Origin of the sequence: Streptomyces sp. NPDC001231, from assembly GCF_042896885.1 — a bacterium.
GTDB lineage: Bacteria > Actinomycetota > Actinomycetes > Streptomycetales > Streptomycetaceae > Streptomyces.
The window spans coordinates 121,086-134,301 of sequence record NZ_JBIAXS010000001.1 but is presented as its reverse complement, the minus strand read 5'-3'; the positions used below and the strand labels follow the sequence as shown (position 1 = coordinate 134,301).

Annotated in this window: 14 protein-coding genes and 1 pseudogene; 5 read left to right on the top strand and 10 right to left on the bottom strand. The window is 71.4% G+C overall.

The window, feature by feature from the left end; genetic code table 11:
• Positions 1-22: 22 nt before the first annotated feature.
• Both ACFY3J_RS00670 and ACFY3J_RS00665 read left to right on the top strand, forming a co-directional pair.
• Positions 23-1,021 carry an NADP-dependent oxidoreductase gene (locus tag ACFY3J_RS00670; RefSeq protein WP_384173568.1) on the top strand — a complete coding sequence of 333 codons (999 nt, stop codon included), beginning with the start codon at positions 23-25 and terminating at the stop codon, positions 1,019-1,021.
• A gap of 119 nt (positions 1,022-1,140) precedes the next feature.
• Entirely contained in the window at positions 1,141-1,569 is a 429-nt protein-coding gene (locus ACFY3J_RS00665; RefSeq protein WP_384173571.1) for an organic hydroperoxide resistance protein, read from the top strand.
• Positions 1,570-1,699: 130 nt separating this feature from the next.
• Here the strand turns inward: ACFY3J_RS00665 and ACFY3J_RS00660 are convergent.
• Positions 1,700-1,837: pseudogene (locus ACFY3J_RS00660) on the bottom strand (EstA family serine hydrolase); the annotation flags it as partial.
• A 55-nt stretch (positions 1,838-1,892) separates the two neighbouring features.
• Between ACFY3J_RS00660 and ACFY3J_RS00655 the strand changes: the two are divergent.
• The gene (locus ACFY3J_RS00655) at positions 1,893-2,708 is read left to right on the top strand and encodes an EI24 domain-containing protein (RefSeq protein ID WP_390839667.1); all 816 of its coding nucleotides are present in this window, start codon (positions 1,893-1,895) and stop codon (positions 2,706-2,708) included.
• A 187-nt stretch (positions 2,709-2,895) separates the two neighbouring features.
• Here the strand turns inward: ACFY3J_RS00655 and ACFY3J_RS00650 are convergent, their stop codons facing one another.
• Together ACFY3J_RS00650 and ACFY3J_RS00645 are read right to left on the bottom strand one after the other, a co-directional pair.
• The gene (locus tag ACFY3J_RS00650; protein WP_384173577.1) at positions 2,896-3,891 is read right to left on the bottom strand and encodes an aldose epimerase family protein; all 996 of its coding nucleotides are present in this window, start codon (positions 3,889-3,891) and stop codon (positions 2,896-2,898) included.
• A 77-nt stretch (positions 3,892-3,968) separates the two neighbouring features.
• Positions 3,969-4,850 (bottom strand): SGNH/GDSL hydrolase family protein, encoded by an 882-nt coding sequence (locus ACFY3J_RS00645; protein ID WP_384173580.1) that lies wholly within the window; start codon positions 4,848-4,850, stop codon positions 3,969-3,971.
• A 256-nt stretch (positions 4,851-5,106) separates the two neighbouring features.
• Here ACFY3J_RS00645 and ACFY3J_RS00640 point away from each other — a divergent pair, with 256 nt between their 5' ends.
• On the top strand, positions 5,107-5,601 hold the full coding sequence (locus ACFY3J_RS00640) for a DUF3145 domain-containing protein (RefSeq protein ID WP_326802325.1): 495 nt from the start codon (positions 5,107-5,109) through the stop codon (positions 5,599-5,601).
• Positions 5,602-5,702: 101 nt separating this feature from the next.
• Here ACFY3J_RS00640 and fabF read toward each other — a convergent pair whose 3' ends face one another.
• The 5 genes from fabF to fasR form a co-directional block, all read right to left on the bottom strand.
• Positions 5,703-6,974: a beta-ketoacyl-ACP synthase II gene (fabF, locus tag ACFY3J_RS00635; protein ID WP_384173585.1), complete on the bottom strand. Its 1,272-nt coding sequence runs from the start codon at positions 6,972-6,974 to the stop codon at positions 5,703-5,705.
• Between the two features lie 86 nt (positions 6,975-7,060).
• Positions 7,061-7,309 carry an acyl carrier protein gene (locus ACFY3J_RS00630; protein WP_003989952.1) on the bottom strand — a complete coding sequence of 83 codons (249 nt, stop codon included), beginning with the start codon at positions 7,307-7,309 and terminating at the stop codon, positions 7,061-7,063.
• Positions 7,310-7,409: 100 nt separating this feature from the next.
• Complete coding sequence (locus ACFY3J_RS00625) at positions 7,410-8,441, bottom strand: ketoacyl-ACP synthase III (protein ID WP_390839665.1); 1,032 nt, start codon at positions 8,439-8,441, stop codon at positions 7,410-7,412.
• Positions 8,442-8,462: 21 nt separating this feature from the next.
• Positions 8,463-9,380: an ACP S-malonyltransferase gene (locus tag ACFY3J_RS00620; RefSeq protein WP_390839664.1), complete on the bottom strand. Its 918-nt coding sequence runs from the start codon at positions 9,378-9,380 to the stop codon at positions 8,463-8,465.
• 89 nt (positions 9,381-9,469) lie between these two features.
• Positions 9,470-10,675 (bottom strand): fatty acid biosynthesis transcriptional regulator FasR, encoded by a 1,206-nt coding sequence (fasR, locus tag ACFY3J_RS00615; protein ID WP_384173594.1) that lies wholly within the window; start codon positions 10,673-10,675, stop codon positions 9,470-9,472.
• A gap of 95 nt (positions 10,676-10,770) precedes the next feature.
• Here fasR and ACFY3J_RS00610 point away from each other — a divergent pair, with 95 nt between their 5' ends.
• On the top strand, positions 10,771-11,433 hold the full coding sequence (locus tag ACFY3J_RS00610) for a pirin family protein (protein ID WP_384173597.1): 663 nt from the start codon (positions 10,771-10,773) through the stop codon (positions 11,431-11,433).
• A gap of 369 nt (positions 11,434-11,802) precedes the next feature.
• Here ACFY3J_RS00610 and ACFY3J_RS00605 read toward each other — a convergent pair whose 3' ends face one another.
• Positions 11,803-12,360, bottom strand: coding sequence for a GNAT family N-acetyltransferase (locus ACFY3J_RS00605; protein WP_384173600.1), 558 nt, complete (start codon positions 12,358-12,360; stop codon positions 11,803-11,805).
• 13 nt (positions 12,361-12,373) lie between these two features.
• On the bottom strand, positions 12,374-13,198 hold the full coding sequence (locus tag ACFY3J_RS00600; RefSeq protein WP_384173603.1) for a serine hydrolase domain-containing protein: 825 nt from the start codon (positions 13,196-13,198) through the stop codon (positions 12,374-12,376).
• Between the last annotated feature and the right edge of the window lie 18 nt (positions 13,199-13,216).

Here is a 13,216-nt window from a genome sequence, read left to right as displayed (position 1 = left end):
GAAGTAACTGAAAGGCGCTGTCGTGATCAACCGAGAATGGCACCTGCTCAGCCGTCCGGTCGGCTGGCCGAAGCCCGAGGACTTCGCCCTGGTCGAGACCGAGATCCCGCAGCCGGGCGAGGGTCAGGTCCTCGTACGCAACGAATACCTCTCCGTCGACCCTTATATGCGGGGCCGGATGAGTGCGGCCAAGTCGTACGCCGCGCCGTACGAACTGGGCAGGCCCATGCAGGGCGGCGCCGTCGGCGAGGTCGTCGCCTCCGAGGCCGAGGGGATCGCCGTCGGCGACCACGTCCTGCACTTCGGCGGCTGGCGCGAGTACGCCGCCGTGAACGGCCGCGGCGCGGTCAGGGTCGACCCCGCGGCGGCGCCCCTGCCGGCGTACCTCGGCGTGCTGGGCATGACCGGGCTGACCGCCTACGCCGGTCTGCTGCGCACCGCCTCCTTCAAGGAGGGCGACGCCGTCTTCGTCTCCGGCGCGGCCGGCGCGGTCGGCGGTCAGGTCGGGCAGATCGCCAGGCTCAAGGGCGCCTCGCGGGTGATCGGCTCCGCCGGCTCCGACGAGAAGGTCCGGCTGCTGACCGAGGAGTACGGCTTCGACGCCGCCTTCAACTACAAGAGCGGCCCGGTGGCCGAGCAGTTGAGGGCCGCCGCCCCGGACGGCATCGACGTCTACTTCGACAACGTCGGCGGCGAGCACCTGGAAGCCGCCATCGGCTCCCTCAACCTGGGCGGCCGCATCGCGATCTGCGGAATGATCTCGGTCTACAACAACACCGAGCCCGCCCCGGGTCCGAAGAACCTCGCCCGTCTGATCCAGACCCGTGGCCGCATCGAGGGCTTCCTCGTCGGCGACCACTACGACCTCCAGCCCGAGTTCGTGCGGGAGGTCGGCGCCTGGGTGCGCTCGGGGGAGCTGAAGTACCGCGAGACCTTCGTCGAAGGCATCGGGAACACGCTGGAGGCCTTCCTCGGCGTGCTGCGCGGCGACAACACCGGGAAGATGATCGTCAAGCTGTGACCCCATCCGGCGGCCGTTCCCTGAAGTTTCGCTATGCGGTAGCTTCTTTCCGGAACTCGAAACCGCCAGGTGCGACCGTGGGCGCGAGTCGCGGCGGACGAAGGAAGGAACGCAACCCCATGCCCAGCCCTGCAATCCGACGTTCTGACGTCCTGTACACCGCCGTCGCCACCGCCGAGAACGGCCGCGACGGCCGGGTCGCCACCGACGACGGCAAGCTCGACGTCGTCGTCAACCCGCCCAAGGAGATGGGCGGCAGCGGCGCCGGCACCAACCCGGAGCAGCTGTTCGCCGCCGGCTACAGCGCCTGCTTCCAGGGCGCCCTCGGCGTCGTCGCCCGCCAGGAGGGCGCCGACATCTCCGGCTCCACCGTCACCGCGAAGGTCGGCATCGGCAAGAACGAGGACGGATTCGGGATCATCGTGGAGATCTCGGCCGACATCCCGAACGTCGACGCCGCGACGGCCAAGAGCCTGGTGGAGAAGGCCCACCAGGTGTGCCCGTACTCGAAGGCGACCCGGGGGAACATCACGGTGACGCTGGGCTGAGCCGACGGCTCGGTCGCCTGCGGGCGCTTCCAGCCGGTGTCGAGGGCCCGATCGCGCTCTGCGCCTCGCGCCTCCGCGCGTTCGCGCTCTCGGCACCGGCGCGCCCCCACCGTCGGTGGGGCCTGCGCGGGTCGAGCACCCGCCGCCCGTGGACGTACGCGCGCAACTGCCCCTCGTGGTCCGGCCGCTGAGCCGCCACGAACGCGGCGAACTCCTCCCGCACCGGTTCGCAGCCGTCGGCGACGGTGCCGTGGATCTCCAGGGTCATCCGCGGGCGCGTACCCGGAGGACGGGCGGGCGCGGGCCCCGCATACAGTTTTTCCATGCGTGACCTCGGGGCCGGTTTCGCCCATCTCCTCAAAGGCCAGCGCTGGATGGCCCGGCACGGGCAGTCGTACCGCTTCGGACTGCTCCCGGGCCTGATCACGCTGGTGCTGTATGCGGCGGCGCTCACCGCGCTCGCGCTGTGGGGCGGCGACGCCGTCACCTGGGCCACCCCCTTCGCCGGCGACTGGCCGGGCCCCTGGACCGGACTCTTCCGCGGCCTGCTCACCGCCGTGCTGTTCGCCCTGGGGCTGCTCCTCGCCGTGGTCACCTTCACCGCGGTCACCCTCCTGATCGGCCAGCCCTTCTACGAGAGCCTGTCCGAGCAGGTGGACCGGGACGTGTCGCCCGACGGCACGGCGCCCGAGTCCGGCCTGCCGCTCTGGCGCGACCTGTGGATCTCGGCCCGCGACAGCCTGCGCATCGTCGTGCGGGCCGCGCTGTGGGGCGTGCTGCTCTTCGCGCTGGGCTTCCTGCCGTTCGTCGGACAGACGGTCGTGCCGGTGCTCGGGTTCTTCGTCACCGGCTTCTTCCTGACCGAGGAGCTCACCGCCGTCGCCCTCCAGCGCCGGGGCGTCGGTCTCGGCGACCGACTGGCCCTCCTGCGCTCCCGCAAGCTGCTGGTCTGGGGCTTCGGCGCCCCGCTCGGCCTGGCCTTCCTGGTGCCGTTCGTGGCGGTGTTCCTGATGCCGGGCGCGGTCGCGGGCGCCACCCTGCTCGCCCGTGAGCTGCTGGACGAGGAGACCGGCGACGCGGTCACCCCGGCACCCCGGACGCCGCCGCCGTCGCAGTCGCAGTCGGCGGCACCCGCCTGACGCGGGGGCCGGGCACAGCCGGGCGAAGCCGCCCTCGTTTGTGAAGGGTTCGTACGAGATCGCGGCACAGCGCCCGATGACCGGCCGGCTTCTCCCCCCGGCGGTTAACGTCGGGTCCGGGCCGAGTCTGCCCACCGGCAGCCCCGGTCCGGGACCTGACCCCTGGGCCGGGGCTGGGCCGGGGCGCTCAGCGCGCCGAGAAGCCGTACACCGTCCGCGAGCGGAAGACCTCGCCGGGCCTGAGCCCGGTGCTCGGGAAGCCGGGGCGGTTGGGGGAGTCCGGGAAGTGCTGGGTCTCCAGGGCGATCCCGTCTCCCGGGGCGAAGGGGGCGGGGAGGTGGTCGCCGGTGTAGAGCTGGAGGCCCGGCTCGGTCGTCGCCACCGTCAGGACCCGGCCGGACGCCGGATCGTGCAACTCGGCGACCTCCACCGGCTCGTCGGTGACGCCCTTGTCGAGGACCAGGTTGTGGTCGTAGCCGGAGCCCACCTTCCGCGTCTCCCGGAAGTCGAAGCGGGTGCCCGCCACCTCGTCGAGGGCGCCGGTCGGGATCAGATCCGCGTCCACCGGCGTGTACCGGGAGGCGGCTAGCCGCAGTTCGTGCCCGCCCGCGTCGCCGAAGCCGCCGAGGTTCCAGTACGAGTGGCTGGTGAGGTTGACGACGGTCGGCGCGTCCGTGACCGCCGTGTAGGCGATGTGCAGGGCTCCCGCCTCGTCCAGGGTGTACGTCACCGAGACCTCCAGGCGGCCCGGGAAGCCCTCCTCGCCGTGCGGGCTGACCCGGCTGAGCCGCACGCCGTGCTCGACCGGTGCCGCCTCCCACATCCGCTTGTCGAAGCCGCCGTCACCGCCGTGCAGCGAGTTGCCGCCCTCGTTCCGCTCCAGCGCGTACGTCCGCCCGTCCAGCGGAAAGCGGCCCCCGGCGATCCGGTTGGCGTACCGCCCGATCAGCGCGCCGAGGAACGGCTCGGGGTGGGCCAGGTAGCCGTCCAGGCCGGGGAACCCCAGCACGACGTCCGCAGTGCGCCCGTCCCGGTCCGGGACCTCCACCGACTGCACGATCCCGCCGTACGACAGCACCCGTACCCGCACCCCGGCCCGCTCCAGCGTCCAGCGGTGCACCTCGGTGCCGTCGGCCAGAGTGCCGAAGGGCTCGCTCGTGGGGTCGCTCGTGGGGTCGCTCATGGGGAAACCCTAAGTCCTGTCGTCAGGGGCCTTCCTGCGGCTCCGCAGGGGCTCTGCGGGGGTTCTTCAAGGGCCTTTCAGGGGGTCTTCGCGGTGACGGTCCGGTAGGCGATCTCGGCGATCCGGGCCTGGCCGTCGCGGCTCGGGTGGAACCAGTCCCAGTGGCTCAGCTGGTCGGTGCCGAAGCGGTAGTCGAAGACCGCGTTGTTGTCGAAGCGGCAGCGGTGGTCCTTCGCGCAGACCTCCTTCAGCACACCGTTGTACGCCCGCACCCGGGCCTGCACCGTGTCGCGCCGCTTGGTGGCCGCCGCGTCCAGCGCGTCGGCGTCGCCCAGCATGGACGGGCAGATACCGAGCTTCCAGATCTGCTTGCCCAGCGCGTTCGTACGGCCCTCGGACCACAGCCGCTTCAGGTCCGGCACGCTGGAGACGTACACCTGTGTCTTGGGCAGGGCCTGACGCAGTGTGTCCATCGCGGCCTCGAACTCGGCCCGGAAGACCGCCACCGGCGTCATCGCCTCCAGGGAGTCACGGCAGGCGTCGTTCGCTCCGGCCATGACCGTCACCAACTGCGGTTTCTTCCGCACGGCCTGCGCCATCTGGCTGTTCAGATCGGTCATCCGGGACCCGGTCACCGCGAAGTTCCAGCTGCGCTGGGCCGCTCCGGTCAACCCGAGCAGCCGCACCGCCAGGCTGTTGACCGACGCGTCGCTGCCCGTCGCCCAGGACGCCTCCGGGCAGTCCGTCAGCACCATGCAGGAGTCGAAGCCGCGGGTGATGGAGTCGCCGACCGCGGCGATCGAGTCCGGGCTGGTGTTCCAGACGGGTGGCGGTGCCGCGGACGGGCGGGAGGCTCCGGCCCCGGCCTCCAGTCCTACGGCGTTGCAGCCCGCGGTGGCCAGTACGGCCGCCGCCACGACGGCGTGGGCGGCCCGGGTACGGTGACGTCGTTTCCGCATGCCCTGGTGATCCCCTCGGTCGTCGTGAAGTGCTTCCCTCCATGAGAACGCGCGAGGGTTCCCGCCCCCACTCGAGTGGGGGGCTCGCACCCGTACAAGCGTCCCCCTGGGTGAATGGAGGGCGTTTCCTGGCACCTGGACCGACGGTACGTCACACTCCTTGCCCCGTCGCACGGTAGCCTCGCCATCAACGTGGCCTCAAACGCCACCGCTGTCCGCCCGCCCGCACCATGTCCCGCTCTGTCCGGAGGTCCCGGTGACGACACGTGGAGTTCTGTACGTGCACTCCGCGCCGCGCGCGCTGTGCCCGCACGTCGAGTGGGCCGTCGCCGGGGTGCTCGGTACGCGCGTCAGCCTGGACTGGATCCGGCAGCCCGCCTCGCCCGGCACCTGGCGCTCGGAGTTCTCCTGGCAGGGCCAGCCGGGCACCGCGTCCAAACTCGCCTCCGCGCTGCGCGGCTGGCAGTTGCTGCGCTTCGAGGTCACCGCCGAGCCCTGCCCCACCGCCGAGGGCGAGCGCTACAGCTGCACCCCCGACCTCGGTATCTTCCACGCCGTCACCGGCATCCACGGCGACATCCTCATCCCCGAGGACCGGCTGCGCGCCGCCCTGCTGCGCTCCCAGCGCGGCGAGACCGACCTGGAGGCCGAACTCGCCAAGCTCCTGGGCAAGCCCTGGGACGACGAACTGGAGCCGTTCCGCTACGCGGGTGAAGGCGCCCCCGTGCGCTGGCTGCACCAGGTGGTCTGACGGCTTCCGGATCCGGCCGCTCCGGAATACGACCGCTTGCGGAACCCGAAGGGCCCCCACCGATCGGTGGGGGCCCTTCGGACATCCGCTGCCGGGGGTTCTCAGACCGTCCGGAACGCCAGCACCACGTTGTGCCCGCCGAAGCCGAACGAGTCGTTCAGCGCGGCGATACGGCCCTCGGCGGGCAGCTTGCGCGCCTCCCCGCGGACCACGTCCGCGTTCGCCTCGGCCTCGGGGTCGATGTTCTCGACGTTGATGGTCGGCGGAGCCACCCGGTGGTACAGCGCCAGCACGGTCGCCACCGACTCCACACCGCCCGCGCCACCGAGCAGGTGACCGATCATCGACTTGGTCGCGGAGACCGCGATGTGGTCGGCGTGGTCGCCGAAGACCTTGCGCAGCGCCTTCAGCTCGGCGATGTCACCCGCCGGCGTCGAGGTGGCGTGCGCGTTCACATGCACGATCTCCGCCGGGTCCAGGTCGGTGCTGTCGAGCAGGTGCTGCAGGGCGTGCGAGATGCCCCGGCCCTCCGGCTCCGGCTGGACGATGTCGTGGGAGTCGGCGGAGATGCCCTGGCCGACCGCCTCCGCGTAGACGCGGGCACCGCGCTTGGCGGCGTGCTCGGCGGACTCCAGGACGAGCACACCCGCGCCCTCGCCGAGGACGAAGCCGTCCCGGGCGACGTCGTAGGGCCGCGAGGCGCCCTCGGGGTCCTCGTTGTTCTTCGACATCGCCATCATGTTGCCGAACGCGGCGATGGGCAGCGGGTGGATCGCCGCCTCCGTACCGCCGGCGACGACGACGTCGGCACGGCCGGTGCGGATCATCTCGATGGCGTAGCCGATGGCCTCGGCACCCGAGGCACACGCCGAGACCGGCGTGTGCACGCCCGCGCGGGCGCCCACGAGCAGGCCCACGTTGGCCGAGGGGCCGTTCGGCATCAGCATGGGGACGGTGTGCGGGGAGACGCGGCGGACGCCCTTCTCCTTCAGCACGTCGTACTGGTCCAGCAGGGTGGTCACGCCGCCGATGCCGGAGGCGACGACCGTGCCGAGCCGGTCCGGGTCGACGGAGCCGTCCTCACCGGCCTTGCCGGTGAAACCGGCGTCCTTCCAGGCCTCCTGGGCCGCGATCAGCGCGAACTGCGCCGAGCGGTCCAGACGGCGAGCCTGCGGCCGCGGGATGACCTCGGTCGGCTCCACGGCCACCGGAGCGGCGATACGGACGGCCTGGTCGGCCGCCCACTCCTGGGTCAGGGGCTTCACGCCGGACTTGCCGGCGACCAGGCCCTCCCAGGTAGAAGCTACGTCGCCACCCAGCGGTGTGGTTGCGCCGATACCGGTGACGACCACGGTGCGATTGGTCGAGCTCACGGGAATTCTTTCTCCAACGGAACGAGGATTCGTACGGCGCCACCGCCGGGTGGCGGGGCAGTCAGCCCAAGGCTGTGATCGGTCGATCAGCCCTGGTGCTTGAGGATGTAGTCGGTCGCGTCGCCGACCGTCTTGAGGTTCTTGACGTCCTCGTCGGGGATCTTGACGTCGAAGCGCTCTTCGGCGGCGACGACGACCTCGACCATGGACAGCGAGTCGACGTCCAGGTCGTCGGTGAAGGACTTGTCCAGCTGGACGTCCTCGACCGGGATCCCGGCGATCTCGTTCACGATCTCCGCGAGACCGGCGACGATCTCTTCCTGAGTGGCGGCCATGTCGGCGCTCCTTCGTAGATTTCCAGAGGGTGTGGCGCCCACCGCGTCAGCGGCAGGGGTGTGCGGTCCCGCACCGGAAGCATGATCCGGCACGGAGTGCCTAGGGGAGGGTAACGACCGTCGCGGCGTACACGAGACCCGCCCCGAAGCCGATGACGAGCGCGGTGTCGCCGCTCTTCGCCTCGCCGGTCGCCAGGAGCCGCTCCATCGCGAGCGGGATCGAGGCGGCCGAGGTGTTGCCGGTGGTGCGGATGTCACGGGCGACCGTGACGTGCTCCGGCAGCTTGAGCGTCTTCACCATCGAGTCGATGATCCGCACGTTGGCCTGGTGCGGGATGAAGACGTCCAGTTCGTCCGGGGTGATCCCGGCCGCGTCCAGCGCCTGCTGGGCGACCTTCGCCATCTCGAACACGGCCCAGCGGAACACCGCCTGGCCTTCCTGCGTGATCGCGGGGAACTTGACGTTGCCCTCGCTGTCGACGGGGAGTTCGGACACGTCGCCGGTCCTGAAGCGGTCCCACGGCACGGTCTGCTTGATGGTCTCGGCCTTGTCGCCCTCCGAGCCCCAGACGGTCGGGCCGATCGCGGGCTCCTGCGAGGGGCCGACCACGACCGCGCCGGCTCCGTCGCCGAAGAGGAAGGCCGTGGCCCGGTCCTCCAGGTCGGTCAGGTCGGAGAGCCGCTCCACCCCGATGACCAGCACGTACTCCGCCGAACCCTCGACGACCAGGCCCTTGGCCAGGGTGAGGCCGTAGCCGAAGCCGGCGCAGCCCGCCGAGATGTCGAAGGCGGCCGCCTTGTCCGTGCCGAGCTTGTCCGCGATCTCGGTGGCGATGGCCGGGGTCTGGCTGAAGTGCGAGACCGTCGAGACGACCACCGCGCCGATCTGCGCGGCGTCGATCCCGGCGTCCGCGATCGCCTTGCCGGAGGCCTCGATCGACATCGCCGCGACGGTCTCCTCGGGCGACGCCCAGTGCCGGGTCTCGATGCCCGAGCGCGAGCGGATCCACTCGTCGGACGAGTCGATCCGCTCAAGGATCACCTCGTTGGGCACCACGCGTGTGGGCCGGTAGCCGCCCACACCGAGGATGCGCGCGTACGCGGCACCCTTGCTGGGCTTGATCTTCGACATGCTCGTCGGCTCCTTAAGGCGTCAGGCGCTCGCGTGCTCGGCGATGAGCTCGCGGGCCGCGTCGAGGTCGTCGGGGGTCTTCAGCGCCAGTGTCTTCACGCCGGGCAGCGCGCGCTTGGCCAGGCCGGTCAGGGTGCCGCCGGGGCACACCTCGATCAGGGCGGTGGCGCCCAGCTCCTTGAAGGTCTCCATGCACAGGTCCCAGCGGACCGGGTTGGCGACCTGCCCGACCAGCCGCTCGACGACCTCGTCGCCGCTGTGGACGGCCCGGCCGTCCTTGTTGGAGACGTAGGTGACCTTCGGGTCGGTGGGCGAGAGCGACTTGGCGGCCTCCGCCAGCTTCTCGACCGCGGGGGCCATGTGGCGCGTGTGGAAGGCGCCGGCCACCTTCAGCGGGACGACCTTGCGCACGCCCTCGGGCTTGTCCTCGTTCAGCGCGGCGAGCTGCTCCATGGTGCCGGCGGCCACGATCTGGCCCGCGCCGTTGACGTTCGCCGGGGTCAGGCCCAGCTTGGCCAGGTGCGCCGTGGACACGTCCGGGTCGCCGCCCAGCAGCGCGGACATGCCCGTCTCGGTGATCGCGGCGGCCTCGGCCATGGCCTGGCCCCGGCGGCGGACCAGGGTCAGCGCGGCGGTGTCCTCCAGGACGCCTGCGAACGCGGCGGCGGTGATCTCGCCGACGCTGTGGCCCGCGACCACGTCCGCGGCGATGTCACCCAGTGCCGCGGCCGACAGGAGCCCGGCGGCGACCAGCAGCGGCTGGGCCACCGCGGTGTCGCGGATCGCGTCCGCGTCGGCCTGCGTGCCGTAGTGCACGAGGTCCAGGCCGATGACGTCGGACCAGGCGGCCACACGGTCGGCGGCGCCGGGCAGTTCGAGCCAGGGAGTCAGGAAGCCGGGCGTCTGGGCGCCTTGGCCGGGAGCGACGAGTACGAGCACTCTCACACTCTCTCTTGGGGACGGCCGCGGCCGCCCGTGGGGACAGGGACGAAGAACGGCAAGGGGTTTTGTGGGCCCCCGACAAAAGCCTAGGCCTGGGGATCTCCGTCGGCCAGACGCCCCAGGATCAGTGCGATCCGCAGGGTGAACGCGGATCGTACATCGGAGGGTGACCAACCGGTGACGTCAGTCACACGTCGGAGCCGGTAGCGCACGGTGTTCGGGTGAACGAAGAGCATCCTGGCCGCGCCTTCCAGACTGCTCGCCTGCTCCAGATAGACGCTGAGGGTTTCCAGCAGCGCGGAGCCGGCTTCCTCCAGCGGTCTGTAGATCTCCTCTACCAACTGCTCCCGCGCGCCCGGGTCACCGGCGATGGCGCGCTCCGGCAGCAGATCGTCCGCCAGCACCGGCCGCGGTGCGTCCTGCCATGCGGAACACGCCTTGAGCCCGGCCGCGGCGGCCTGCGCGGACCGGGTCGCGGCCAGCAGATCCGGCACGACCGGCCCGGCGACGACCGGCCCGGCGGCGAAGGGCCCGATCAGCGACTTGGCCACCGCCAGCGGGTTGTCGCTCCCGCCCGCGATGACGACCAACCGGTCCCCGAGCACCCCGGTGAGCACCTGCAGCTTGGCGTGCCGGGCGGCCCGCCGGATGGCCTCCACGGTCAACTCGGAGTCCCCGTCGGGCGCGGTCCCGAGTACCACGCACACATGTTCGGGGGAGTTCCAGCCCAGGGCGGCGGCCCGCGACACGGCCCCCTCGTCGGCCTCCCCGCTGAGCACCGCGTTGACGACCAGGGACTCCAGCCGGGCGTCCCAGGCACCGCGTGCCTCGGCGGCCTGCGCGTAGACCTGGGCGGTGGCGAAGGCGATCTCGCGGGCGTAGACGAGCAGCGCCTCCCGGAGCACGGACTCGTCCCCCGGCGCCGCCACCTCGTCGATGGCCGTCTCCATGACCTCGATCGTGGTGCGCACCATCTCCACGGTCTGCCGCAGCGTGATCGCCCGCGTCAGCTCGCGCGGCGCGGTCCCGAACACATCGGTGGAGATCGCCTGGGGCGCGTCCGGGTGCCGGAACCACTCGGTGAAGGCGGCGATGCCCGCCTGGGCCACCAGCCCGATCCACGAACGGTTCTCCGGGGGCATCGCCCGGTACCACGGCAGCGTCTCGTCCATCCGTGCGATCGCCTGCGCGGCCAGCGACCCGGAGGACCTCTCCAGTCTTTTCAGGGTCGCGGCATGCGGATGGACGGAGTGGGCTGCGGCATCGGCCGGGCGGGATTCGGGTTCGGGCACGGGGACAAGACTGCCTCATCCGGACGTGCGTACGTGTCGCCGGGTCGGGGCTGGGCTGCTCCGGCCCGTCACGGCCGGGGACTACGGTGGTCCGCGTGACGACGGAAGTACGGCGCGCGGCAGAGCGCTACGAGGGCGGCGAGCCGGCCGCCGGAATCACCTCCCGGCACGCCTTCTCCTTCGGCCCGCACTACGATCCGGACAACCTCCGCTTCGGCGCGATGATCGCCTGCAACGAGGAACACCTGGCCCCCGGCGCCGGTTTCGACGAGCACCGGCACAGCCACACCGAGATCGTCACCTGGGTCGTCGAGGGCGAGCTGACCCACCGCGACTCCACGGGCCGCGAGACGGTGGTCCGCCCCGGCGACGTACAGCGCCTGAGCTCGGCGGGCGGCGTCCACCATGTGGAACGCAACGCGGGCCCCACCCCTCTGACCTTCGTCCAGACCTGGCTGGCCCCCCTGGAACCCGGCGGCACCGCCTGCTACGAACTCGTCCACGGCATCGCCGATTCCACCCCCTACGCCATCCCGGAGGCCGGCGCCATGCTCCACGTACGCCGCCTCGCCCCGACCGAACGAACGGCGATCCCGGACGCGGCATACGTGTACGTCCACGTCGTGCGCGGCGAAGTACGCCTGGGCGCAGCCGAGTTGGGCCCCGGAGACGCGGCCCGCATCACGTCCGCCAGGGACATGGAGACGCTGGCACTGACGAACGCGGAGCTGCTGATGTGGGAGATGGCCGGCCGGTGAGCCGCCGTGACGCTCCGGCTCCCGGAGCGACCGCTACAACGTGTCGGCACGGTAACAGGCGGGAGAATCCTCCGTGTCGAAACCCCTCCAGGTGAGCCAGAGGTGCCCGACGGCCGCAGAATCAGTTGGCGTCATTCCGCTGTCGCCAAATCTTGCCCACGCCGAATCCAACAGCCAACACAGCCACCCCCGGCCAATATTAGCCAGGAGGCGTTGAAGTCGACACCGGCCAAGAATGGGATGAATTTCGCAGGCGGTCCTGGTGCATCCCAGAAAATGAGAAGACTTGTCAGTTGCCTCCGCATGACTTCCTCGCCGACGGCCGCCCGGAGTTTCCCGTCCGTGAACAGCGGCGATACCTCGGGTGGGCTATCCCGCCGACGGCCGGTCGACGGGCTCGTCGTTCCACTGCGGAAGCGTGACTCGGCCGGACAGCCAGTCGCGGCGCAGGATCGCGTAGCCGACCGTGTCGTGGACCGTTCCGTCCTGGGCCGGCCACGCGTCCCGGTAGTGCGCTTCCTTGGCGTAGCCGCAGCGCAGGAAGACGCGGCGCATCGGGTGGTTGTCCTGGCGTGTGGTTCCCTCGACGCGGTGCACATGCGGGAACTCCTCGAACAGATACCGCGTCAGCCAGGTCACGGCCTCGCGGCCGACGCCGCGACCCCGGTGCCCGGCCCGCAGGCGAAGGTCGAACAGGGGCGTGTCGTCGGCAAGGTCCATGAGCCGGACCACGCCGACGGGTTCCGCACCGACCAGGATCCAGAAGCTCCTGTTCTCCCCGCTCTCGAAGCGTCCTTCGTCGATCCACCGGCGCGCCGTGTCGCCGTCCACCTCGCCGACGCTGTGGAACGGCCAGCTCTCGCCGGTCAGGAAGCGGACCAGGGGCTCGGTGTCCGAGGGGAGGAGGCGCCGGAAAGTGATGTCCATGGCCGGCCCGTTCTCAGGCGGCGCGCAGTTCCGCCAGCACCCCGTCCGTGAACGGGGGCCAGGCCTCGATGGCCCAGGGGCCGAAGGCGCGGTCGGTCAGGGCTACGCAGGAGGCGCCGGCGGCCGGGTCGATCCACAGGAACGTGCCGGACTGGCCGAAATGGCCGAAAGCGCGGGGGGACGAGGAAGTACCCGTCCAGTGCGGGGACTTGGAGTCGCGGATCTCGAAGCCGAGGCCCCAGTCGTTGGGGTTCTGGTGGCCGTAGCCCGGCAGGACGCCCTTGGTGCCGGGGTACTGCACCGTCATCGCCTCCGCGACCGTGCGCGGGTCCAGCAGGCGCGGGGCCTGGATCTCGGCGGCGAAGCGGAGCAGATCGTCGACCGTGGACACCCCGTCCTTCGCCGGGGAGCCCTCCAGGGTCGTCCGCGTCATGCCCAGCGGGGCCAGGACCGCCTGGCGCAGGTACTCGGCGAACGGGATGTCCGTGGCCTTGGCCACATGGTCGCCGAGCTGCTCGAAGCCGGCGTTGGAGTAGAGCCGCCGCTCGCCGGGCGGGGAGGTCACCCGGTGTTCGTCGAAGGCCAGGCCCGAGGTGTGGGCGAGCAGATGGCGGACGGTCGCGCCGGGCGGACCGGCCGGCTCGTCCAGCTCGATCGCGCCCTCCTCGTAGGCGACGAGCACCGCGTACGCCGCCAGCGGCTTGGTGACCGAGGCCAGCGGGAAGGGCCGCGCGGTCGGGCCGTGGGTGCCCAGGACCGTGCCGTCCGCGCGGACCACGCCCGCCGCCGCGGTGGGGACCGGCCAGTTCTCGATCGACGCCAGGGAGTTCAACGACATGACGTCGAGCCTAAGCGC

Excerpts from the sequence above, each read along its gene's own strand:
- ACFY3J_RS00665 (WP_384173571.1), top strand. The coding sequence starts at position 1,141 with ATGCCCAGCCCTGCAATCCGACGTTCTGACGTCCTGTACACCGCCGTC.
- ACFY3J_RS00655 (WP_390839667.1), top strand. The coding sequence starts at position 1,893 with ATGCGTGACCTCGGGGCCGGTTTCGCCCATCTCCTCAAAGGCCAGCGC.
- ACFY3J_RS00650 (WP_384173577.1), bottom strand. The coding sequence starts at position 3,891 with ATGAGCGACCCCACGAGCGACCCCACGAGCGAGCCCTTCGGCACTCTG.
- ACFY3J_RS00645 (WP_384173580.1), bottom strand. The coding sequence starts at position 4,850 with ATGCGGAAACGACGTCACCGTACCCGGGCCGCCCACGCCGTCGTGGCG.
- ACFY3J_RS00630 (WP_003989952.1), bottom strand. The coding sequence starts at position 7,309 with ATGGCCGCCACTCAGGAAGAGATCGTCGCCGGTCTCGCGGAGATCGTG.
- ACFY3J_RS00625 (WP_390839665.1), bottom strand. The coding sequence starts at position 8,441 with ATGTCGAAGATCAAGCCCAGCAAGGGTGCCGCGTACGCGCGCATCCTC.
- ACFY3J_RS00605 (WP_384173600.1), bottom strand. The coding sequence starts at position 12,360 with ATGGACATCACTTTCCGGCGCCTCCTCCCCTCGGACACCGAGCCCCTG.
- ACFY3J_RS00600 (WP_384173603.1), bottom strand. The coding sequence starts at position 13,198 with ATGTCGTTGAACTCCCTGGCGTCGATCGAGAACTGGCCGGTCCCCACC.